Below are 21276 nucleotides of genomic sequence, written 5' to 3'. Positions count from 1 at the left end.
TATTTTCGCCGATACTCATGTCCTTGGGGATACATAACGGTGGGCTGAATACTTTACTGAACCTCTGTGGCCGGCGGGCTCAGTGTACTATCCAGTCTAAATGGGGGTGATAGCAAGTATATGATGCCCTACGTCCATCTCAGTCAGACTCGAACCCGCGCGGCTCGTCCGCCATCCCGAGGCTTTCAGACACAGTGTCAGACTCGTCAGTAGTACCCGGGAACAGTGCCCGGATGTTGACCGACTCGCTTCCGAGTACCACGAACCCCGTGAAGATAGTCAGGAAGCCCGCCACTGCGGTCGGGGTGATCGCCTCGCCAAGCAGGGCCCACCCGCCGAGCGTCGACACGACGGGGACCACGTAGAAGATGAGGTTGGCCTGAATTGCACCGGTAATATCGAGCAGGCCGAAGTAGGCAATGTAGGCGATTGCCCCGGCGAAGATGCCGACGTACAGCAGGGCCGCGATCGCAGTCGGCGACCAGACCGCCGTGGCCGCCGATTCGCCCATGCCGATGCTCAGTGAGTGACAGAGCGCGGCGGCGACGGGGAGTGCCCACGCGGTCCGGACCGTGCTCGACAGGCCGCCACCGGACCACCGGATGAGGACGCTACCCAGCGCCGCGCTGGTCGCGCCGGCGAACAGGATGAGCTTGCCGATGCCCCCGCTCAGGAGCATCGCCGGATCGGGACTGACGACGAGACCGACGCCGAGCAGGCCGATAACCATCCCAAGACCGCCGCGGGCCGAAAGTCGTTCGTCGGAGAGCAAGAGAGCGGCGAACACCGGCGTCAGTATCGGGTTGAGACTGAAGATGATAGCGGCAACCGCACTGGTGGCGGACTGCTGACCCACGAATATCAGTGCGTTCGCGAGACCGAGCGCGAACAGGCCCGTCGAGAGAATCCCCAGCACGTCGCCGCGGGTCTGTGGGAGCAGTTCGTCTCGGGACCGCGTCACGACAACGTAGCCGAGGAGCACGACGGCGGCGATATCGAACCGTAGGGCGACGAACAGAAGTGGCGGGAGATACGACAGACCGGCCTTCGCGCCGACGAAGGTCCCACCAAGCAGAACACTGGCAACAGCAGCAAGGGCGAGCGTCCGGCGCGAAATCATACCGCCACCTCGTATCTTGTTTCTGATACGACTGCACAGCCGACAGAGAGAGCACGTGAAGAAACCTGAGTCATCGTACTCTACGGTACGGTATCGAGGCTTATAGGCCCGTTTAGAAAATATTACATAACGCGAAACGGCCGAACACCCGTGGCGGACATTCACGGTGTGAAATAATTTCACACTGCGAAAGCGCTTTAGGACGGACTCCCCAACGTGGCGGTATGGAATCGGCGCTCGAAGAGATCGAGTTCCTCGCACTCTCCTCGAACCGGGTCGAGGTGTTACGGCTCCTCGCATCGGAACCGCACTCACGCGGGGAACTGGCGGCAGAAACCGGCGCATCACAGGCGACGCTCGGGCGAATCATCGCTGACTTTGAGGAGCGGTCGTGGATTCGTCGAACAGGGGGCGAATACGTCGCCACGGCGACGGGTCGTATCGTCGCTGACGGGTTCACCGACCTGCTCGGCAGCCTCGAAACCGAGCGGCGGCTGCGCGACATCATCCAGTATCTCCCTACCGATGCGATGGACTTCGACCTGCAACACCTAGCCGACGCGAGAATAACCGTCCCGAGCCAGACGCGTCCGAACGCGCCGGTCCAGCGACTGCTCGACCTGCTTCGAGACGCCGAGGAAGTCCGGACGTTCTCCCATGCGTTCAACAATCAGGCGATTCGGGTCGTTCAGGAGCGGGTCAGCGCGGGTGAGCAGCGGTTCTCGGGCGTGTTCTCGCCCGGCGCAATCGACGCGCTGGCGGCAGATGACCGGCTCCGGAATCGGCTCGAATCGCTGCGTTCCGAATCGGACGCGTCGGTCCGGGTACGAAACAACGGTGTGCCGCTCGCCGTGATGATCGCCGACGACGTGGTGCATCTGCTGTTGCGGGACGACAACGGCGTCCTGCAGGCGTCTATCGATACGACCGCGCCGGCCGTCCGCGAGTGGGCTATCGAGACGTTCGACACATACTGGGCGTCCGCGGAGCCGCTTTCGGACGAGTGGTCGCTGTAACTGCTGTTTCGGCTCACTCAGACTAGTACTGCAAGAAAACCAGTTGCGACGCAGCTACCGGACCAGATACGGGTCCTCGCCAGGCATGAACCGTCCGAGGTCCGCCTCGCGGCGATAGTCCGTTTCCAGTAGCGCCGTCAGCGCATCGATAAGGACATCCTCGTCGTTGTCGGTCCACTCCGCTGGCTCTTTGATCGGGTAGACAAGCCAGCCACTGCCAAGAACTTCATCTGCGTGCAGCGCGTCCATGTCGATCGACTCGGTTGGCTCCGATGTCGTGTTCGCGAACACGTGTCGCGTGGCGCGCTCGCCGACGGGCAGGAGGACGTGGGCGGTGATGGCCCGGAGTTCCGTGTCGAACAGCGGCTCCAGAGCCTCGTAGTCCGTGTCTGTCGGCGGATCGCCGCCGCACATGTATAGATACGACAGATACGTCTTTTCCACAGTCGGCGGAGTGCCAGTCTCAGCGAGCAGTCCGGCCTCGACAAGCACCCGCTGGAGGCGTTCACCCGCAGCGTTGTCGGTAAATGGGATGCCTGAGGTCGCGCCACCGTGGACGCCGGGGTGGTCACCGATGACGTGGAAGTGGGCGTTGGCGTCGCCGTACCCCGGCACAAACGGCTCACACGGTGCGTCGAAGCCAAAGGGGTTGTGCTGGCGGGCCGTGACGTTCTTCACGCGCGAATGCAACGGGCCATCGCTCAAAACTCCGCCGGTTTCGGTTATCGAATACGAGAAATAATGGTTAAGTTTGATAACGCTTTTCTCGGATGCCCGCAAGGAGTCGGATATGCTCCGGTCCGGGAGAAGTGATATCGCGTGAGCCACGATGACCGTGTCGAGGACCTTCGGGAACGAAAAGCCGAGGCCGAACGTGGCGGTGGTGAGGAACGAATCGAGGCGCAACACGACCGCGGGAAACTCACCGCGCGTGAGCGCATCGATTACTTCCTCGACGACGGCACCTTCGTCGAGATTGACTCGCTCCGTGAACACCGCTCGACGAACTTCGACATGGCCGACAAGAAAGTACCGGGAGACGGCGTCGTCGTCGGCTACGGCCAGGTCGACGGTCGGCGTGTCTACGTCTTTGCCCACGATTTCACCGTCTTTGGCGGGTCGCTGGGCGAGGCGTTCGCACAGAAAGTCTGCAAGGTGATGGACAAGGCCATCGAGACGGGCGCACCGATCATCGGCCTGAATGACTCCGCCGGCGCGCGGATTCAGGAGGGGATCGACTCGCTGGCGGGCTATGCCGATATCTTCCACCGCAATCAGCAAGCCAGCGGTGTCGTCCCGCAGATCTCGGCCATCATGGGGCCGTGTGCCGGTGGCGCGGTGTACTCCCCGTCCATTACGGACTTCGTCTACATGGTCGAGGAGACCAGCCACATGTTCATTACCGGGCCGGACGTCATCGAAACGGTGACCGGCGAGGAGGTTGGCTTCGACGAACTCGGCGGGGCGAAGACCCACGCCTCCGAGTCCGGGGTGGCCCACTTCACGGCCGCCGACGAGAAGGACGCGATGGACGACATCCGCTACCTCCTCTCGTATCTCCCGCAGAACAACGTCGAGGATCCGCCGCGGGTCAAACCCTGGGACGACCCCGAGCGCCGGGACGAGGCACTAAAGACCGCAGTTCCCGACGCGCCACAGAAACCCTACGACATGACGGATGTTGTCGGGCGTATCGTCGACGAGGACTCGTTCTTCGAGGTCGCCGAGGACTTCGCGCGCAACATCGTCATCGGGTTCGCCCGCATGGACGGCCACAGCGTCGGCGTCGTCGGCAACCAGCCGCGGGTCAACGCCGGCACGCTCGACATCAACGCCTCGCGGAAGGGCGCGCGCTTCGTCCGGTTCTGTGACGCGTTCAACATCCCGATTCTCACGTTCGTCGATGTGCCCGGGTTCATGCCCGGCAAGGATCAGGAACGCAACGCCATCATCAACCACGGCGCGAAGCTCCTGTACGCCTACTCCGAGGCCACTGTGCCGCTGGTGACCGTCATCACGCGGAAGGCCTACGGGGGAGCCTACGACGTGATGGCCTCAAAGCACATCGGCGCAGACATGAACTACGCCTGGCCGACCGCCGAAATCGCCGTGATGGGGCCGAAGGGCGCAGTCAACGTCCTCTACGACGACGAACTGGAGGACGCCGACGACGTGGAGGCCCGCCGGCAGCAACTCATCGACGAGTACCGCGACGCCTTCGCGAACCCCTACACCGCGGCCAAGCGCGGCTTCGTCGACGATGTCATCGAGCCTCAGGAGACCCGCCCGCGGCTCATCGACGATCTGGACCTTCTCCGGGGGAAACGCAAGGACCAGCCCGACCGCAAGCACGGCAACATCCCACTGTAACGATGGCGGCTGACACTGACTCGGCTGTCGATGCGGATTTAGTCGCGGAGATCGCTGCCCAACTCGACGACGCGTCGGCGGACGAGGCGGCTGCTATCGCCGTTGCTATCGGCGCACACCTCACGGACCGCCAGCGCGCGGCAGCGGCGGCCGCGGCGGCTGCGGCGGCAGACGACGGTGACTCCTGGGACGGCAAGCAGTGGTCGTTCTCCGGGCGCGTGGAAGCCACGCAGAAGCGTTCTGTTCGGGTCCGTGCTGACGCTCCAACCGATCCCTGGAGCGCCGCTGGCCGCGCCAAACGGTTCTAATCGCGGACAGTTTTTTCTCAGTTGATTGGCGACGCCGTGACTAGGTTTGTGGTCATGTTCCATACTAACATGATTATATATGTAAGTTTGGCCGCTATCTGCGCATAGTTTTATGAGGCGACTCTCAGTATGAGGGCGTATGTTCGATAAGGTGCTCGTCGCTAATCGCGGGGAGATAGCGGTGCGCGTGATGCGCGCATGCGAGGAGTTGGGCATCGGCACAGTGGCCGTCTACTCTGACGCCGACAAGCACGCCGGGCACGTCCGGTATGCGGACGAGGCGTACAACGTCGGCCCGGCCCGTGCCGCAGACTCCTATCTCGATCAAGAAGCGATTATCGACGCGGCCAAGCAAGCCGGAGCTGACGCCATCCACCCGGGGTATGGCTTCCTCGCGGAGAACGCCGACTTCGCCGCGCGCGTTCAGGAAACGGACGGCGTGACCTGGGTCGGTCCCGAGAGCGAGTCGATGGAGGCACTGGGCGAGAAAACAAAGGCTCGCAAGATCATGCAGTCGGCCGACGTGCCCATCGTCCCGGGGACGACCGACCCCGTCGAGGACCCCGAGGAAGTCGTCGAGTTCGGCGAGGAGAACGGCTTCCCGGTCGCGATCAAGGCTGAAGGCGGTGGCGGCGGCCGCGGGATGAAAATCGTCCACGACCCCGAGGAAGCCGAGGAGCAACTCGAAAGCGCAAAGCGGGAGGGAGAAGCGTACTTCTCGAACGACTCCGTCTATCTCGAACGCTATCTGGAGAACCCCCGCCACATCGAGGTCCAGATCATCGCCGACCACCACGGCAATGTCAGGCACCTGGGCGAGCGTGACTGCTCGCTCCAGCGCCGCCATCAGAAGGTCATCGAGGAGGGGCCCTCGCCGGCCCTGAACGATGCGCTCCGCGAGAAAATCGGCGATGCTGCCCGCCGTGGCGTCCGCGAATCGGACTACTACAACGCCGGGACTGTCGAGTTCCTCGTCGAAGAGGACACCGACCGCGAGCAGGGTGAACTACTCGGCGAGGGGGCAAACTTCTACTTCCTCGAAGTCAACACCCGTATTCAGGTCGAACACTGCGTCACCGAGGAGATTACCGACATCGACATCGTCAAGTGGCAACTGCGGGTGGCGATGGACGAAGAGATCACCTTCGATCAGGATGACGTGGAAATCGAGGGGCACGCAATGGAGTTCCGTATCAACGCCGAGAACGCCGCCGACGACTTCGCGCCCGCGACCGGCGGCAGCCTCGACACATACGACCCGCCGGGCGGTATCGGCGTCCGCCTCGACGATGCGCTCCGGCAGGGCGACGACCTCGTCACCGACTACGACTCGATGATCGCGAAACTCATCACTTACGGCGAGGACCGCGAGGAGTGTATCGAGCGCGGGAAACGGGCGCTCAAGGACTTCGACATCGAAGGCATCCCGACCGTCATTCCGTTCCACCGGCTTATGCTCACCGACGAGAAGTTCGTCACCGGGACACACACCACGAAGTACCTCGACGAGCACCTCGACCGCACGCGCATCGAAGAGGCGCAGGAGCAGTGGGGTACTGTCACTGAACCCGGCAGCGACGAAGACGAGGAGGTCGTCGAACGCGAATTTACTGTCGAGGTCAACGGCAAGCGCTTCCAAGTCGACCTCGAAGAGCGCGGCGCACCCCCAATCAACGTCGGCGATGTGGACGCCGACGGCGGGAATCAGCCACAGCGGCCACAGGGCGGCAGTAGCTCTGACAGCGGAGGTGGCAGTGCCACCACCGCCGAAGGGCAGGAGGTCGCCGCGGAGATGCAGGGAACGATTCTGGAGGTCAACGTCGAGGAAGGTGACGAGGTCGAGGCCGGCGACGTTCTCTGTGTGCTGGAGGCGATGAAGATGGAGAATGACATCGTCGCCGAACGCGGCGGCACTGTCAACGACGTGGCCGTCGGCGAGGGCGAATCCGTCGACATGGGCGACTTGCTCTTTGTGATCGGGTGAGCTAGCGGACTGCCCGCTGCGCGCTGCAGACGCCTTTTATTCCGGCCGGTCGAAGCCCCGCCTATGAACGACACACGTCACCGGGTACTCGATGCACTGGCCGACGGTCCTGTCTCGGGGCCGACTCTTGCCGACGAACTGGATATCTCCCGCTCCGCGGTCTGGAAGCACGTCGAAGCGCTCCGCGACGAGGGGTTCGAGATCCGCAGCGACGACGCGGGCTACGCCCTCGATTCGGTACCGGAGTTCGGGGCGAGCGCGGTCGAATACGGCCTCGACGCCCCCCTCTCGGTCGAGTACCACGACAGTATCCCGAGCACAAACGCACGCGCCAGGGATCTGGCCGCGGAGGGGGCGTCGGACACTGTGGTGCTAGCCGACGAACAGACCGGTGGCCGGGGGCGACTCGAGCGTGATTGGCATTCGCCCAGCGGTGGAATCTGGCTCTCCGTGCTGTTCCGGCCCGACGTGCCGATGGCCCACGCGCCGGTGTTCACGCTCGCGGCCGCTGTCGCGGTGACACGGGCGGCCCGTGAGGCCGGCGTCGAGGCCGGCATCAAGTGGCCCAACGACGTGCTGGTCCGTCACGGTGACGAGGAGCGTAAACTGGTCGGTATCCTCACCGAGATGGAGGGGGAGGCCGACCGCGTCTCCTGGGTCGTCGTCGGGATCGGTGTCAACGCGAACGTCGACCCCGCCGACTTGCCCGACGAAGCAAACCCGACGAGCCTCTCGGCCGAACGAGACGAACCGGTCGACAGACGGCTGTTCACGCAACGACTGCTAGAAGAATTCGACGCGTTGCGACAGGATACGGATCACGTCGTCGAGGCATGGCGGGAGTACGCGACGACGCTGGGCAAAAAAGTCCGGGTCGAGACACCCGGGGGCCCCATCGAGGGCGAAGCCGTGGATGTCCAGTTCCCGGGCGCGCTCGTCATCGAAACAGAATCAGGTACAGAGGTCGTTTCAGCGGGGGATTGTGAGCATCTCCGCCCAGTTACGGAGTGATCGCGACGACAGGAGAGACATCACTGTGGAACGCCGGCAGGCTGTTCGTCTTCCGAGACGTCTTGCATCGCTGTCTCCACCGGAACAGTGACGACTGGAACGGTGGCTGACCGGACGACCCGTTCGGCGACGCTGCCCAGCAACAAGCGGTCAATGCCGCCGCGTCCGTGGGTCCCCATCACGATGAGATCACAGCCGTGCTGGCTCGCATAGTCGACGATTTCCCGACTCGGGCTGCCCTCGGTCGTGGCTCGCGTGACAGCCACGTCGTCGGCAACGAGACGTTCCACCATGTCCAGCGCCATCTCGCCTTCGCGGTGGAGCGAGTCGGTGACGCCCTCCCACGTCGGTTCGTGGGGGAGCGTCGAGAACCGACCGATGTCGACGACGTACAGCCCATGAATCTCACTGTTGTGGGCCGTTGCAAGTGTTTTAGCGTGTCTGAGAACGTCTTTCGACCCCGCCGACCCGTCTGTTGGTACCAGTATTCTGTCGTACATACTGTACTATTGACTGGCTGAACGGATATAGTTTGGTAAGAGATAACATTCAACAATCAAGCCAGAGATGGTTCAGTTCAACTCTCGGTCCCGTTCGAACTCCGTTGTCCCGGAGTTATCCACGGACGGGCCGTCAAGGGCCTGTTCGAGCCGGCGTTCCAGTTCAGCCTCGGTAATCTCCCCGTTAGCGTAGCGCTCGGAGAGTCGGTCGACGGGGTCTGTCTCGCTGGCCTCGTCAGTCGTGTGTGCGGCCTGTGCTCGTGACGCGCCAGTCGTTGACGCCGTTGCCTCGTCCTGACCGAATACTTCCGACACGACCCAGTACACGGCATAGCCGACAGCCGCCAGAAACCCGATGGTAGCGGCCAGAGAGAGCAGCCCCAGTATGATGCCGATGAGACCGAAGAACAGTCCGAACGCAAGTCTCACAGCCGCGATGACGACAAACAACGAGACAAGCCCTAACACGCCATACAGGAGTATTTTCAGGGAGGTGCTCTGAGCGCGGTCGGTGGTGGAGGGCATTGCCCAAGTATACTATTTCCGCAGTGATAAGAATTATTCCGTCATCGGCTGGATGACTCGTCGAACGTCAGCCGTTCCCGCCCGGCGAACGACCGCCCGAACGGGGTTCTGTGCGCCGGCAAGGTTGTCCGAATCTCCATCGAGCACCAGCAGGCGTCCCGGCTGCCCGGTCTTGATGAGTCCGCCGCCAAGCCCCGCGATCTCGGCCCCGTTGACCGTGGCCATGCGCAGCACCTCGCGGGCCGAGAGGTCGTACAGCTTTGCGGTGAACTCCATCTCGCGGAACATCGACGGGCTGTTGAGCATGACGTTGTCCGTCCCAAGCGCGACTGTCGTCCGGTCAGCCAATTCCTCAACTGGCGGGCGGCCTACGTCGGTGACGATGTTCGACCGGGGACAGACCACTACTGGGATCTCGCTGTCAGCGACCCGTTCGAGATGCAGTGACTCGGCGTGAACCATGTGGACGAGGAAGTCCGGGTCGAGGTCGAGCGCGGGGTTGATATCGGAGCTATCGACCTCGCCGGCGTGGATGCCGAACAGCTTCCCGGCCTGCTTGGTCGCGCGCCGTTCCGCCCCAAATTCGCTGTCGTTGGCTCCGCTCGCGCCGAACCCATCAGCCAGCTCCATTGCATCGGTCGTCTCGCGTCCGAGAATCACGCTGTCGAGGTTTGACCCCGCTAGCGCGTCCTGTATCGCGCGGACGCCATCAACGCCGCCCTCCCGAAACTCGATAAACGCACCAGTCCCGGCCTGCTCCATGAACGACAGCGACCGCTCCATTGCGGCCACTAATTCGTCTCGACTCGCATCGCGGAGCAATCGGTGTTTCAGGCCGCCCGGTGGGGCAACGAGTTCTTCGAGCGAGAGCCCCTCCCCGGCCTCCTTGGCGATTGAATCGCCGATGTGGGTGTGAGCGTTGACGAACGCTGGCACCACGATGTCGTCGCTGTCGACCGCAGTTTCCTCGATAGCGACTATCTCCCCGTCTTCAACGACGACGCGGCCCTCGATAGCCTCGAACGACCGTCCCGTCAGAATCGTCCCTTCAAGAATCATGTTCCCTGTTCGCCCGCTCTCTCAGTTAAACTCATCGAGGGTCGCATGGATACCAGTCCGCACGTCCCGGACCCTAGCTCCGTCGAGGTCGAGTCCCAACTCGCGGATCGCCGCCGCACCGACCCGTTCGCTCTCAGATTCGGGGGCATAGACGCCGAGCCGCCACTGGTCGCGCTGGGCGGCGCGGATGGCGTTGACCAGCGTCGACTGTTCGCCGAGACGGCGGACCTCGCCGTTGACGAGGACGCGGCTGCTGGATTCGGTCATCGACGGTTCGGGCGGAATGTCGAGTACAACGGCGTCACTATCGACGTTCGCTTCGTCGGCGATAGCCTGCTCCATCGTCCCGACAGCGTTGTGATCGGCCGCCAGCACCTCATCGGGCACGGCCTGCCACTCCGCCCAGACGGCCCGCTTGTACAGGTCTCGCTGGGTCAGCCGCCGTGCGTACGCCGCCGTCGCCTCGCACTGCCTGAGCGCCACGAGCAGGTCGTTGTCGTCCCACCTGCGAAGCGTCTCGGCTGTCGTGTCAGTCGCAGCGAGTAATTCCTCGGTCCCGCGGCGCAGCATCGACTTGGCGATGCGGGCGACGTGGTGCTGGTAGACGGTGGGATTCATCAGTGCCCGCGCGAGCAGGAGCGATTCGGCCGTCTGGACATTGCCCTCATCGAGGACAAGTTCCCCGTCGACGAAACACAGCTCTCGGACCAGCCGCTCGTGGTCGATAGTACCGTAGGGAACGCCCGTGTGGTGGGCGTCGCGGACCAGATAGTCCATCCGGTCGACATCCAGTTCGCCGGAGACGAGCTGCCCCAGTTCGCCCTCGCCAGCAACGAGGTCAGCCACGCGGTCCGGGTTGAGGCCGTGCTCTGAGAGCACCCGCGCGACAGAGCCGTCACCGAGCAGTTCGTCCACGTCGTCGTGGTACTTCCCCGTCCGGCGGTGGATAAGCGCCTCGACGTTGTGGCTGTACGGTGAATGCCCCACGTCGTGGAGCAGCGCCGCGGCTCGGACCCGTTCGGCCTGCTGGCCCTCAATGCCAAGATGGGACAGTGCCCGGTCCGCGAGGTGATAGACGCCCAGCGAGTGCTCGAATCGAGTGTGGTTCGCCGAAGGGTAGACGAGCGTCACCGTGCCGAGCTGGGAGATGTGCCGAAGCCGCTGGACCGGTGGCGTGTCGAGCAACGCCGCCGCGACGCCCTGAACCTCAATGTGGTCGTGGACGCTGTCCTTGATTGTGGTCATTGCCGTGGCCTACGGCGGCGGCCGGCAAAATCGTTCGCCACCCGACACGCGAAACCCGATACTAGCGAGGGACCCAGCCGTAGATGTGGTTCAACATGACGTAGGTGACGAGCCCGAGGAACAGGCTCAGCCCCCAGGCGGAGACCGCGATACGACCCACACGGGCGTGGATTGTTTCTCTGAGTTCGGCGGGAGAGTGGGTCAGCCCGAGGACGACGGCGTGAACGACGACGGGCACGGACACCGCGGATAGCAGGATGTGGATAGCGAGCATCACGATGTATGCCGTCCAGACGAACCCGTCGACGTCGATTGCCTTCTCGAAGCCGCCGCCGACCTTGAGGATGTACAGGGCCAGAAACACCATGATGAGCGTGAACGCGGTCAGCATGGCCGCGCGGTGTTTCTGTACCTGATTGTTCTTGATGAAGTAGACGCCGACGATGATTGCGAGCAGGGCGATACTGTTGACGACGGCGATTGCATCACCTAGCAGAATAACGGTGTCATTCGAGAACTCTGGCAACGGTAAGACGCCACCAAACGCGCCGAACACGAGCGCGTAGCCAACGACCGAGACGACGGCGGTGACGAGCCGCGGACGAGCGCGGGCACGCGACTGGAGTGTGTCTGCGACGGCCATGCCCATGATTCAGGACCGGAATGGTAACTGTGTTCTGAAACGGGCGAGCACGACAGCGAAATTGCAGGTCGAAGCGGTGACTACGGACCTACAAAAGCGCGGAGAATCGGAGAGAAGCGCTACCGAAATCAGGCGAACGTCCGGGAAACGTCCTCGTCGTCGGTCTCTTCCTGCTGAATCTTCTCCCAAGCGTTGTGGAAGTCCGCCATCGTGACCTCGGTCCGGTCGTCGCGGATGGCGAACATCCCGGCCTCAGTACAGGTGGCTTTCACGTCAGCACCGGAGGCATCCTGAATGTCCTCGGCCAGCGTCTCGAAGTCCACGTCATCGGCGACGTTCATGCTTCGGGTGTGGATCTGGAAGATCTGCTTGCGCCCTTCGATGTCGGGGTTCGGGACTTCGATGAGCCGGTCGAAGCGGCCGGGGCGGAGAATGGCCCGATCAAGCATATCGAAGCGGTTCGTCGCGGCGATGATACGGATGTCGCCGCGGTCGTCGAAGCCGTCCATCTCCGAGAGCAGTTGCATCATCGTCCGCTGGACCTCGGCGTCGCCGGAGGTCTTCGACTCCGTTCGCTTGGCCGCGATGGCGTCGATCTCATCGATGAAGACGACGGCTGGCTCCTCCTGACGGGCCAGTTCGAACAGGTCGCGGACGAGCTTCGCGCCCTCGCCAATGAACTTGTGGACCAGTTCGGAGCCGGCCATCTTGATGAAGGTCGCGTCGGTCTCGTTGGCGACGGCCTTCGCCAGCATCGTTTTCCCGGTGCCGGGCGGGCCGTGTAGCAGGACACCGCTCGGTGGGTCAATGCCGACATCCTCGAACATTTCGGGGCTCTTCAGCGGCATCTCGACGGTCTCGCGGACCTCTTCCATCTGCTCCTCGATGCCACCGATGTCAGCAAAGGTGACATCCGGCGACTGGTCGACCTGCATCACGCGAGCGCGAACGTCAGTCTCGTCGTCGAGTTGCTTGACGATAGAGAGTGAGTTGTTGACGGCGACGCGGTCGTCGGGCTCAAGGTCCTCGCGCATCTCGTCAGTGACCTCTGTCAGGGCCTCCTGGTTGTTGCCGTGCTGCTTGATAATCACGCCATCACTGGAGAGCTCCTGAACGGTCGCGACAAACAGCGGTGACTGCTTGAGCTTCTTGTTCTCGTGCGTGAGCCGTTCGAGCTTCTGCTGGTACTTGTTGTTCTCCGCGTTCGCGTCCAGCAGTTTGTCGCGCATCTCCTCGTTCTGCGATTCGAGCACCTCTAGCCGCTCCTGCAGCGCCTCGATCTTCTGTTGCTGAGACGCGTCATCGTCGTACGGCATATCGACCTCGTCGACGGTGTCGGTCATTACGACGCCTTTAGTAGGTGTATCGTTATGAGGCTTCGGGTAGTCTCAGAAACTGTATCGCCCGGCATGTGCCTTGAGGGGGCCGTTACTGGCCGCTCTCCGTCTATAGGTATCAAACCGGCACGTTTCTTGGTCCCCGCTGGAAACATCCGTCCATGCCAACCGACCGCGAAGAAGTCATTATCGTGGGCGGCGGCGTCGCCGGACTGTCGGCGGCGATCTACACCGCTCGGGCCGACCTGTCGACACGCATCATCTCGACCGGTGAGTCGATACTAAACCGCAACGCACATCTCGAAAACTACCCCGGATTTCCAGCGGGAATCAACCCCCGGCTCCTGCTCGAACTCATGCGGGCACAGGCGCGGCGCGCCGGCGTCTGGTTCATCGACGGCGAGGCCGAACAGGTGACGGAAACTGAGGAGGGCTTCGAGGTAGCCTGTGCTGATGATGAGTCGTATGACGCGACGTACCTCATCGCCGCGTCCTGGTCGGACCCGTCGTATCTGGAGGGGCTGGATCTATCGTTCATCGACCGGGGGTCGAAACAGTTCATCTCGACCGACGAACAGGGTCGGACCGACGTCGAAGGGCTGTACGCGGCCGGCCGCCTGGCCGAGCAGCACCACCAGACTATCGTCGCTGCGGGCCACGGCGCACAGGTCGGGCTCACGCTGCTCGAAGACGCCGACATCGACTTCTATCACGACTGGACCGCGCCAGAGGGGTATTTCACCGATCGGGACCGCCCGGTTCCGCCGGGCTGTGAGGAAATCGACGAGGCGGAGCGCAAGAAACGCGAACAAGAATCGCTTGAGGTCATGCGGCGGTACTTCGAAGAGCCGATGCCGGGCGAGCCGACGATGCATCCGAGCGTCGATCAGGATTCAGACTGATAGGGATTGCTGTAACAGTTTCCCGGGTCGACCGTACGGCGGTCGATGCCGAAACGGCTTAGAGCAGTCGCTATGGCCCGGTTTCGAGCGAGCGTGCGACTGACTGCAGTCGCTCGATCCGCTCGGCTGTCGGTGGATGGGACCGCGTTTCGATAGACAGCGAATCGCTCGACGCCTCTGTATCGAACCCGTAAGGAAGGAAGCACAGTCCACGGACGCCCGCGTACGCGGAGCGTTTGTCTGTTCCCGGACGACCGTGGCCCCCGCCGTCGAGTGTCTCTAACGCCTCGACGAGCGCGGCAGGGTCTCCGGTCAACTGGGCCGCGCTCCGGTCAGCGGCAAACTCCCGAGCGCGTGAGAGCGACCGCCCGAGGACGACAACGGGGGCAGTAAACACACCCAGCGCGACGCTACCCAGCAGGACAGTCACCGCAAACAGAAACAGGAACCCCAGCGTGAACGAGAGGCTTCCGAAAGGGGCTGCAAGCACCCGGGCGCTGAACACGTACGCGAAACCAAGCGCGACCAGTCCGAGCGCGTATCGGCTTCCGCCCGGGAGCAGGTCTGCAAGCGGGTCATACTCCCCGTTGGTCAGCGACGGAAGGAAGCTGGCCAGCGTCATGACAGTCGCGTCGCGGTTGGCGACGTGCATGAGTTCGTGGGCCAGTACGGCGTCAAGTTCGTCGCCGTCGAGCGTTGAGAGGAGCCCCTCGCTGACAACCACCGTCGCGCCGCCAAGCGTCCCGATAGCGAAGCTGTTCGGTACGTCGGTATCCGTGACGGCAATCCGTGGTGGCGTGAGGTCAGCCAGTTGTGCGAGCCGCTGGACTCGTTCGTAGAGTTCGGGGTACTCCTCGGGACCGACGATACGAGCGTCAACCTCGGCCATCGTCTGGGCGCTGGTGTACCGGAGCTGTGCCCAGACAAACGCCACGAGGGCGGGGGCAAGAACGGCCACCCACCAGGCGATACGTGCCGATGCTCCACCGAACGGGAGGTGAGACGCGACAACATCCCGCACCGGCGCAAGCCAGGGCGTCAGGAGCACCGCTGCGGTCGCGACCACAGCGATGTCGACGGCGAGGAGGAGCAGGAGGGTCCACAGCATACGGCGGGTCAGTGTCCGCATAGCGGTAGTTCTGCTATACCCACAGCGAATGAAAGGTTTTCTGCTCGGACAGTCCGGTAGTGAGGGAAAATATTTACTCTACCGCCGGAAACGGTGCCGTAGTGTCAACAAAGCTGGTGCGTGCCGCCCTCGCCCTCCTCTGTGCAGTCGCTGTGCTGTTCGGCACGGCGCTGTTTCCCGGCGCAATCGGCGTCAAGTTCGAGTCGAGCGGCCCCCTCGACAGCCGAGCGAGCGGGCCAGCCACACCCGACGGAACAGCGCCCGACGAAATCGACGGTGGGTCGACGCCGGTAGCGACAAGCGATGGGGTAGAGACGACACCACGGGTAACGAGCGATGAGCCGGCGGCGACAGCGACGCCAACACCGACAGAGACGGCGACAGAAACGCCGGCAGCCGGCGACGGCGAAGATAGTGGGTCCCCTATTCTGGTGAAACTGTTCGGGCTGGCGCTGATCGGCGGGTTCGGCGTTGTCGCAGTCGGTGTCATCCGGGCCGCATCGAACGCGGAGAGTGATGGGTCAACAGACGCTGGACTCCAACTGCACCCGATTCTGGATGAGCTGGTCGGGACGGTCGTCTCGGCGATTTCGAACGGGACGATCGGGCGGACCATCGGCCGGATTCCGCAGGTAACAACCGCCGCGTTGCTCTCGGGGTCGTCGGCGCTCTCACGAGTCGGGGCCGGTATCAGTGCCGTCTCAGGCGGTATCCTGACCGGATTGGCGACAGGAGTCGGATCGGTCGGCACAATGTCACTGCGGGGCGTCGCCGGCCTGCCGAGTGCGCTCGGATCGCTCTCAGTCGCGCCGTTCAAAGCCCTCAGCGGCTTCGGCGGGACTGGCGGCTTCCTTACCTCCGTTCGGAGTGGTGTCGACAGCCCGTCGCTGTTTGGCTCATCAGATTCGAAGGCCAGCGGGTCAGCGGCCGCCGAATCGACAGCCGAGGCAGACGACGGGCCGGACATCGATTCATTATCGGTGCAAGAGGCCTGGGCGCTGCTAGCTGACCGCGTGTCAGTGTCAGACCCCGAGACGGCGACGCCCGGGGAGTACGCTCGCCGGGCTATCGACAGCGGGCTCCCGGCCGAGCCCGTGCGCCGGCTAACTGTCCGCTTTCGGGAGGTCGAATACGGCGGGAGACCGGCGACCGGTGACCGAGTCGAATCGGCTCGGACCGCCCTCAGACAGCTCCTCAACGGGGGTGACGACTGATGACTGACGCAGAGTCACGACAGGGAGAAACTGCCAGCGCAACCATCGATGTCAGTGTCGACCGCCCAACACCGGGGCGCAGGTTCGTTCGGTACACCCTGCTGGGACTCGCCGCGCTTGCCGGGGCAGTGTTCGTCGTTACTTTCCCCTCGGTCCTTCCGGATGTCGGGAGCAGAACGGCCAAGCAACTACAGCTTGTTGCAAGCGTCAGCGCCGCCGTTGTCGGCCTTTTCGGCCTGTATTCTGTCGTTCGGACACAGGACTCCGCTCTGCCGCCGGTAAAGGGGCGTCAGCCGCGTGACCCGTATCATGACGACGAGACAGGCGACAAGTCGACGGAACTGCTCGATGAACTGCTAGAACCGGAAGCAACCCAGACAGAATCCGACGATATAGTCGGTGACGATATCGACGAGTTGCTCAGAAAAATCGACGGGCGCGTCGACCCATACAACGGCCTCGAAGCGAGCTATGCGTCGGAAATCAGGAACAGGCTCCGTGAGGCCGCGCGACAGATGCTGGTCGAAACAGCAGATCTGTCGGTGGAGGCGGCGGCCCGGGAAGTCCGAACTGGTTCGTGGACAGACAACCGCCGGGCAGCCACCTTCCTTGGCGGCCCGGACGCGCCCGACCCGCCAATCGAGATGCAGCTACGGGACTGGGCCAGCGGCGAAGGGTTCGACCGAAAGGTCGAGGCGGCGACGGCCGAGATACGCCGCCTCCAGCGGGGTGAGCACGCGTGAGAACACGCGAGACCACACAGCGCAACGTCGGCGTCTCGGCCGCGCTAGTGGCCGGCGGGGCCGGTATTGTCACCGGGAACCCGGCGGTTTTCATGGTCGCAGCGGTGGCGCTGGTGTACGCAGCCTATCAGGCGGCCATCGGTGACCCAGAGCCGACGCTCACGGTCGAGCGCCACGTCGAACCGACCGACCCGCTCCCCGGCGCAGAGGTGACAGTGACGCTGACGCTCACGAACGACGGGGACGCGACGTTACCCGACGTTCGCGTCCTCGACGGCGTTCCGGAGCGGCTGGAAGTCATCGACGGCACCCCGCGGTTTGGAACCCATCTTGAAGCCGGGGCATCGGATTCGGTCACCTACACCGTCGAAGCCCGGCGCGGTGACCACGCCTTCACCGACGTGGCAATCGTCTGCCGAAACCTAACCGGGACCGTCGAATTCGCCGAGCAAGTCAGCGTCGAGACGACGCTCTCGTGCAGTGCCAGTGTTGACACTGTCCCACTCTCGGGCCAGACATTGGCACAGTCCGGGCGTGTCCCGACGGATGCCGGCGGGAACGGGCTCGCTTTCTACGCTATCCGCGAGCACCAGTCCTCGGACCCGATGAGTCGCGTCGACTGGAACCGCCTCGCGAAGACAAACGAGCTTGCAACAGTCGAGTTCAAGGAGACGCGAGCGGCCACCGTCATCACGCTGGTAGATTCCCGACACTCCATTGCGGGCGAGGTAAACGCGCCCACAGCGGTCCAGTTCTGTGCCTACGCGGCCCAGCAGGTCGGGTCGGCGCTTCTGGGGATGGACAACCGCGTGGGTGCCGCCGTCTACGACAGTTGCGAGACGCTACAGCCGTCGGCCAACCGGGCACAGGAACAGCGATTGGAGGCGTTCCTGAGAGAGGTTGTGAGTGGGTCGTCAGGGACCCGTGGTTCATCGCTGCTCGACACCAGCACCCGAAGCCGGCGAATGCAGTCGCCGACCAAGATGGCAGATCGGTACGGCATCGCCGACGGCGGCGACGCGGTGGCGACGCTCGACCGATCGATACCGAGCGAGTCACAGGTCGTGTTCTGTACGCCCCTGCTCGATGACCGGGCAGCCGATGCGGCGAAACGGCTCGCCGCGTACGGACACGCGGTCACGGTCGTCAGCCCAGATATGACGACCGGTGACAGCCCGGGACGTACCGTCGAGCAAATCGACCGGACGGCCCGCCTCGACACCCTGCGAGGGACAGTTCGAGTCGTCGACTGGACGCCTACGGAACCGCTTGCTAAGGCCCTCATTCGCGCAACGGAGCGGTGGGCATGACGGAACTCGACAGCCGACCGGCGGCATCGAGCGCAGCACTGGCTGGAACGGTCGCGGTGCTTGTCTCACTCGTCCTTGGCCTCGCTGTCGTGGACCCAATACCGGTGCTGGCCGGCTTCGTCGGCGGGCTCTGTATCGCGGCCGGGGTCTGGGCGCTCCGCAGCGATACTCACGAACGCATCGCCGGCGGCAGCCTTGCTATCGTTATCGGCGCGGGCGTGTTCTGTGGGACCGTGCTAGTGGCGACTGACTACTGGTCGCTCATTGTGGCGCTCGGGTTCCCGCTGGCTGCCACACTTGTTGTCATCGACGCGAGTAGTGGGCTGGTGCCACCGGCCGATGCGACGAATGAACTCTCGGCGATGCTCAATGAGAGTTTCGTGGTACTGGTCGTCGGCATCATCATCACAATCGTCTGTGCCGTTGCCGCTGCCATCAGGTTGCCCTGGGTACTCGTCCGTGTCGTCGTCGGCTTCTCGCTCCATCCGCTCGTGGGCTTCGTGACGCTACAGGTCGGGGTCCTCCTTGCCCTGCTGTTGCTGGACCGAGCCACAAAGACGCTGGAGTCGTGGATTCCAGAACCCACGACGACGACTGACCGGGCGCTCGGGCGGCTGGAACTGCTGGGGACGAGTTGGTGTGACATCAACACACCGTTCAAGGCCGCCATTGGCCTGCAGTTGCTCGTGGCGTTTGTTCCGACGGCACAGCAACTGTTCGACCGCTTCCTCAACAGCCTCCCGGTGCTCGGGTCGGCTCTTCGGGTCGCCTTCAGTGGCCCGCTCCATCTCCCCCTTGCGGCCGGGAGCATTGCGTTACTGGCTATCCTCATCGTCGAACGGCTCCGCCAGTGGCTGCTACAGTGGCTTGGGGACGATCCCGGACGGTCACTGGCACGGCAGACTGGCAGTATCGTGGCCTCTGTGGGACTGCTGCTGGGCGGGCTGATCCTTACTGCCGCCGGCGTGACCCGGCGAGTAGCGCCCACATTCACCGGGGGCGGCCATTACGGCTCGGCTACCGTATTGCTCATAGGCGTCTTGATTTCGGTCGTCGTCCTCCGCGGGCTCGTTGCGCTGCTGACCGAACTAGTCGGCGCGGAGGTGCTGTCCCGGCAGGTGGCAGGGTTCGCGGCCGGAAGCGGGCTCCTGTTTGTCATGACCTTGGTCGGGGCTGAGCGCGGACTCGCACCGATACTCGTCCTCGTCGGGTGCGCGGCGGCGCTACTGGTCTGGGATGCCGGCGCGCACGCCAGCAGTATCGGGCAACAGCTGGGCCGGGACGCCAAAACGACGGATAGCGAGTTCGTCCATGTCACCGGAACTGCGGCCGTCCTCGCCGGGGCTATCCTCCTCGTGCTGTTCGTTCGATACGCGCTTATTCCGGTCGCGATTCCGACCACGTCGGCCGGGCTCTCATTCAGTTCAGTACTCGCGCTTGGACTGGTTCTGCTGGCAATAGCCGCGTTCGCCCTAGCACTGAACGCACACGACGGGGCACCACATACCAGCAGTGACACGGGCAGTAGACGGAGTGAGCGGACAGCCGACGATAGCGACTAACGCCGCCGGAGAGACAGGGGCTTTTACCCACGGACCGCGAACCGGCGGGTATGCTGACCGGAGTCAACGTCGTTCTGGGGATTTCGGGGTCTATCGCGGCCGTCAAGACGGTGGAACTCGCACACGAACTCCGACGACAGGGGGCGTCCGTCCGAGCCGTGATGACCGACAGCGCGACCGGCATCATCCACCCGTGGGCACTTGAGTTCGCAACGGACAATGAGGTAGTTACCGAAATCACAGGCAGTGTCGAGCACGTCGACCTCTGCGGGCGCTCGGGCTGGGGGGACGTGCTCTTGCTCGCACCGGCAACGGCAAACACCGTCGGCAAGGTCGCAGCGGCAATCGACGACACGCCGGTGACGACGTGTGTGACGACTGCCCTCGGTGCTGACGTGCCTGTCGTCGTCGCGCCGGCGATGCACGAACCGATGTATGACCACCCCGGCGTGCTGGACGCTATCGACCGCGTCGAGTCCTGGGGCGTCGAGTTCGTTGATCCGCGAATCGAGGAGGGGAAAGCCAAGATCGCAACTGAGGAAGCCATCGTCACAGCGACTGCACGGGCCGCGGGCGACCGACCGCTGGCGGACGAACACGTCGTCGTGACTGCTGGCGCGACCACGGAATCAGTCGACCCCGTGCGGACGCTCTCAAATCGCTCCTCGGGACGGACTGGCCGGGCGGTCGCGCGGGCCTGTTACGTCCGCGGGGCCGACGTGACGCTGGTCCACGACGGGGAAGACGTGCCGTACGCCACTGTCGAGCAGGTCGAATCAGCCGCGGAGATGACAGAGGCCACCCGTCGGGTCGCCGACTCGGCCGATGCGCTGGTCTCAGCGGCCGCCATCTCAGATTACACCGTCGAGCAGGCTCCGGAGAAGATCAAGAGCGGACGGGCGGAACTGGCGCTGACACTCGAACCGACGCCGAAGCTCATCGACACCGTTCGGGCGGACCACCCGGACCTCCCTATCGTCGGGTTCAAAGTCGAAACCGAAGGCGACGACGAGACGTTAGTCGAGCGCGCCCGCGAGATACGCGAGCGGACCGGGCTAGCCTTCGTGGTCGCCAACGACGCGAGCGTGATGGGCGACGACGAGACGCGCGCCCTGCTTGTCGGCGCAGACGCGGCCACAGAGTACGTCGGGGAAAAACAGGGGCTGGGCGCTCGTGTCGCCGCTGAGCTCGGTGACCATCTGTCCAGTCGTGACTGAGCGCGTATCCGATTACGAAATAGTTTTGCGTGTTCCGTTGCTCCGGTCCGATAACGACAGTACTGCCCGACGAACCGCCTA

At 63.7% G+C, this 21276-nt stretch carries 20 protein-coding genes; 11 read left to right on the top strand and 9 right to left on the bottom strand.

The features are described from left to right. Positions 1 to 139: 139 nt before the first annotated feature. Positions 140 to 1120: a DMT family transporter gene (locus tag ACODNH_RS14230; protein ID WP_306705233.1), complete on the bottom strand. Its 981-nt coding sequence runs from the start codon at positions 1118 to 1120 to the stop codon at positions 140 to 142. Between the two features lie 224 nt (positions 1121 to 1344). On the opposite strand from ACODNH_RS14230, the gene ACODNH_RS14225 reads away from it, so the two are divergent. Next, a complete protein-coding gene (locus ACODNH_RS14225; RefSeq protein ID WP_306705231.1) occupies positions 1345 to 2136 on the top strand; it encodes a helix-turn-helix transcriptional regulator in 792 nt (263 codons plus the stop codon). A 54-nt stretch (positions 2137 to 2190) separates the two neighbouring features. Here ACODNH_RS14225 and ACODNH_RS14220 read toward each other — a convergent pair whose 3' ends face one another. Then, on the bottom strand, positions 2191 to 2814 hold the full coding sequence (locus ACODNH_RS14220; protein WP_306705229.1) for a uracil-DNA glycosylase family protein: 624 nt from the start codon (positions 2812 to 2814) through the stop codon (positions 2191 to 2193). Positions 2815 to 2955: 141 nt separating this feature from the next. Between ACODNH_RS14220 and ACODNH_RS14215 the strand changes: the two genes are divergently transcribed. The 4 genes from ACODNH_RS14215 to ACODNH_RS14200 all read left to right on the top strand — a co-directional run bounded on the left by ACODNH_RS14215 (position 2956) and on the right by ACODNH_RS14200 (position 7809). Then, positions 2956 to 4506 (top strand): acyl-CoA carboxylase subunit beta, encoded by a 1551-nt coding sequence (locus ACODNH_RS14215; RefSeq protein WP_306705227.1) that lies wholly within the window; start codon positions 2956 to 2958, stop codon positions 4504 to 4506. Between the two features lie 2 nt (positions 4507 to 4508). Next, on the top strand, positions 4509 to 4814 hold the full coding sequence (locus tag ACODNH_RS14210) for an acc operon protein (protein ID WP_306705225.1): 306 nt from the start codon (positions 4509 to 4511) through the stop codon (positions 4812 to 4814). Positions 4815 to 4953: 139 nt separating this feature from the next. Further along, a complete protein-coding gene (locus ACODNH_RS14205; protein ID WP_434530459.1) occupies positions 4954 to 6798 on the top strand; it encodes an acetyl-CoA carboxylase biotin carboxylase subunit in 1845 nt (614 codons plus the stop codon). Positions 6799 to 6861: 63 nt separating this feature from the next. Then, positions 6862 to 7809, top strand: coding sequence for a biotin--[acetyl-CoA-carboxylase] ligase (locus ACODNH_RS14200; RefSeq protein ID WP_434530458.1), 948 nt, complete (start codon positions 6862 to 6864; stop codon positions 7807 to 7809). A gap of 20 nt (positions 7810 to 7829) precedes the next feature. Here the strand turns inward: ACODNH_RS14200 and ACODNH_RS14195 are convergent, their stop codons facing one another. The 6 genes from ACODNH_RS14195 to pan1 form a co-directional block, all read right to left on the bottom strand. After that, complete coding sequence (locus ACODNH_RS14195) at positions 7830 to 8309, bottom strand: universal stress protein (RefSeq protein ID WP_306705218.1); 480 nt, start codon at positions 8307 to 8309, stop codon at positions 7830 to 7832. 72 nt (positions 8310 to 8381) lie between these two features. After that, positions 8382 to 8834, bottom strand: a complete 453-nt coding sequence (locus tag ACODNH_RS14190) for an SHOCT domain-containing protein (protein WP_306705216.1) — start codon at positions 8832 to 8834, stop codon at positions 8382 to 8384. 33 nt (positions 8835 to 8867) lie between these two features. Next, positions 8868 to 9893: an amidohydrolase family protein gene (locus ACODNH_RS14185; RefSeq protein ID WP_306705214.1), complete on the bottom strand. Its 1026-nt coding sequence runs from the start codon at positions 9891 to 9893 to the stop codon at positions 8868 to 8870. Between the two features lie 21 nt (positions 9894 to 9914). After that, positions 9915 to 11138 carry an HD domain-containing protein gene (locus tag ACODNH_RS14180; protein WP_306705212.1) on the bottom strand — a complete coding sequence of 408 codons (1224 nt, stop codon included), beginning with the start codon at positions 11136 to 11138 and terminating at the stop codon, positions 9915 to 9917. Positions 11139 to 11199: 61 nt separating this feature from the next. Then, a complete protein-coding gene (locus tag ACODNH_RS14175) occupies positions 11200 to 11781 on the bottom strand; it encodes a DUF420 domain-containing protein (RefSeq protein WP_306705210.1) in 582 nt (193 codons plus the stop codon). 128 nt (positions 11782 to 11909) lie between these two features. Further along, positions 11910 to 13124 (bottom strand): proteasome-activating nucleotidase Pan1, encoded by a 1215-nt coding sequence (pan1, locus tag ACODNH_RS14170; protein ID WP_306705208.1) that lies wholly within the window; start codon positions 13122 to 13124, stop codon positions 11910 to 11912. A 155-nt stretch (positions 13125 to 13279) separates the two neighbouring features. Here pan1 and ACODNH_RS14165 point away from each other — a divergent pair, with 155 nt between their 5' ends. Then, positions 13280 to 14020, top strand: a complete 741-nt coding sequence (locus tag ACODNH_RS14165) for an NAD(P)/FAD-dependent oxidoreductase (protein WP_306705206.1) — start codon at positions 13280 to 13282, stop codon at positions 14018 to 14020. A gap of 70 nt (positions 14021 to 14090) precedes the next feature. Here the strand turns inward: ACODNH_RS14165 and ACODNH_RS14160 are convergent, their stop codons facing one another. Then, on the bottom strand, positions 14091 to 15149 hold the full coding sequence (locus ACODNH_RS14160; RefSeq protein ID WP_306705204.1) for a M48 family metalloprotease: 1059 nt from the start codon (positions 15147 to 15149) through the stop codon (positions 14091 to 14093). Positions 15150 to 15250: 101 nt separating this feature from the next. On the opposite strand from ACODNH_RS14160, the gene ACODNH_RS14155 reads away from it, so the two are divergent. Genes ACODNH_RS14155 through coaBC form a run of 5 tightly spaced genes read left to right on the top strand, consistent with a single transcriptional unit; the run spans position 15251 to position 21195 of the window. Next, on the top strand, positions 15251 to 16363 hold the full coding sequence (locus ACODNH_RS14155; protein ID WP_434530457.1) for a DUF4129 domain-containing protein: 1113 nt from the start codon (positions 15251 to 15253) through the stop codon (positions 16361 to 16363). Continuing rightward, positions 16363 to 17106 (top strand): DUF7269 family protein, encoded by a 744-nt coding sequence (locus ACODNH_RS14150; RefSeq protein ID WP_306705198.1) that lies wholly within the window; start codon positions 16363 to 16365, stop codon positions 17104 to 17106. Before ACODNH_RS14155 ends, ACODNH_RS14150 begins: the two co-directional genes overlap by 1 nt. Then, positions 17103 to 18416 (top strand): DUF58 domain-containing protein, encoded by a 1314-nt coding sequence (locus ACODNH_RS14145; protein WP_306705197.1) that lies wholly within the window; start codon positions 17103 to 17105, stop codon positions 18414 to 18416. The genes ACODNH_RS14150 and ACODNH_RS14145 overlap by 4 nt, the downstream gene beginning before the upstream one ends. Further along, positions 18413 to 19978, top strand: a complete 1566-nt coding sequence (locus ACODNH_RS14140) for a DUF7519 family protein (RefSeq protein WP_306705195.1) — start codon at positions 18413 to 18415, stop codon at positions 19976 to 19978. The genes ACODNH_RS14145 and ACODNH_RS14140 overlap by 4 nt, the downstream gene beginning before the upstream one ends. Before the next feature lie 50 nt (positions 19979 to 20028). After that, positions 20029 to 21195, top strand: coding sequence for a bifunctional phosphopantothenoylcysteine decarboxylase/phosphopantothenate--cysteine ligase CoaBC (coaBC, locus tag ACODNH_RS14135; RefSeq protein WP_434530456.1), 1167 nt, complete (start codon positions 20029 to 20031; stop codon positions 21193 to 21195). Positions 21196 to 21276 lie beyond the last annotated feature (81 nt).

Origin of the sequence: Haloarcula sp. NS06, assembly GCF_051122755.1 — an archaeon.
Taxonomy (GTDB): domain Archaea; phylum Halobacteriota; class Halobacteria; order Halobacteriales; family Haloarculaceae; genus Haloarcula.
The sequence above is the reverse complement of the archived record's forward strand: the minus strand, read 5'-3'. Positions and strand labels throughout refer to the sequence as shown.

What these genes read in the sequence shown, in the direction of transcription:
- ACODNH_RS14230 (WP_306705233.1), bottom strand. Translation starts at nt 1,120, where the DNA reads ATGATTTCGCGCCGGACGCTCGCCCTTGCTGCTGTTGCCAGTGTTCTG.
- ACODNH_RS14225 (WP_306705231.1), top strand. Translation starts at nt 1,345, where the DNA reads ATGGAATCGGCGCTCGAAGAGATCGAGTTCCTCGCACTCTCCTCGAAC.
- ACODNH_RS14210 (WP_306705225.1), top strand. Translation starts at nt 4,509, where the DNA reads ATGGCGGCTGACACTGACTCGGCTGTCGATGCGGATTTAGTCGCGGAG.
- ACODNH_RS14205 (WP_434530459.1), top strand. Translation starts at nt 4,954, where the DNA reads ATGTTCGATAAGGTGCTCGTCGCTAATCGCGGGGAGATAGCGGTGCGC.
- ACODNH_RS14200 (WP_434530458.1), top strand. Translation starts at nt 6,862, where the DNA reads ATGAACGACACACGTCACCGGGTACTCGATGCACTGGCCGACGGTCCT.
- ACODNH_RS14195 (WP_306705218.1), bottom strand. Translation starts at nt 8,309, where the DNA reads ATGTACGACAGAATACTGGTACCAACAGACGGGTCGGCGGGGTCGAAA.
- ACODNH_RS14190 (WP_306705216.1), bottom strand. Translation starts at nt 8,834, where the DNA reads ATGCCCTCCACCACCGACCGCGCTCAGAGCACCTCCCTGAAAATACTC.
- ACODNH_RS14185 (WP_306705214.1), bottom strand. Translation starts at nt 9,893, where the DNA reads ATGATTCTTGAAGGGACGATTCTGACGGGACGGTCGTTCGAGGCTATC.
- ACODNH_RS14180 (WP_306705212.1), bottom strand. Translation starts at nt 11,138, where the DNA reads ATGACCACAATCAAGGACAGCGTCCACGACCACATTGAGGTTCAGGGC.
- ACODNH_RS14175 (WP_306705210.1), bottom strand. Translation starts at nt 11,781, where the DNA reads ATGGCCGTCGCAGACACACTCCAGTCGCGTGCCCGCGCTCGTCCGCGG.
- pan1 (WP_306705208.1), bottom strand. Translation starts at nt 13,124, where the DNA reads ATGACCGACACCGTCGACGAGGTCGATATGCCGTACGACGATGACGCG.
- ACODNH_RS14165 (WP_306705206.1), top strand. Translation starts at nt 13,280, where the DNA reads ATGCCAACCGACCGCGAAGAAGTCATTATCGTGGGCGGCGGCGTCGCC.
- ACODNH_RS14160 (WP_306705204.1), bottom strand. Translation starts at nt 15,149, where the DNA reads ATGCGGACACTGACCCGCCGTATGCTGTGGACCCTCCTGCTCCTCCTC.
- ACODNH_RS14150 (WP_306705198.1), top strand. Translation starts at nt 16,363, where the DNA reads ATGACTGACGCAGAGTCACGACAGGGAGAAACTGCCAGCGCAACCATC.
- ACODNH_RS14140 (WP_306705195.1), top strand. Translation starts at nt 18,413, where the DNA reads ATGACGGAACTCGACAGCCGACCGGCGGCATCGAGCGCAGCACTGGCT.
- coaBC (WP_434530456.1), top strand. Translation starts at nt 20,029, where the DNA reads ATGCTGACCGGAGTCAACGTCGTTCTGGGGATTTCGGGGTCTATCGCG.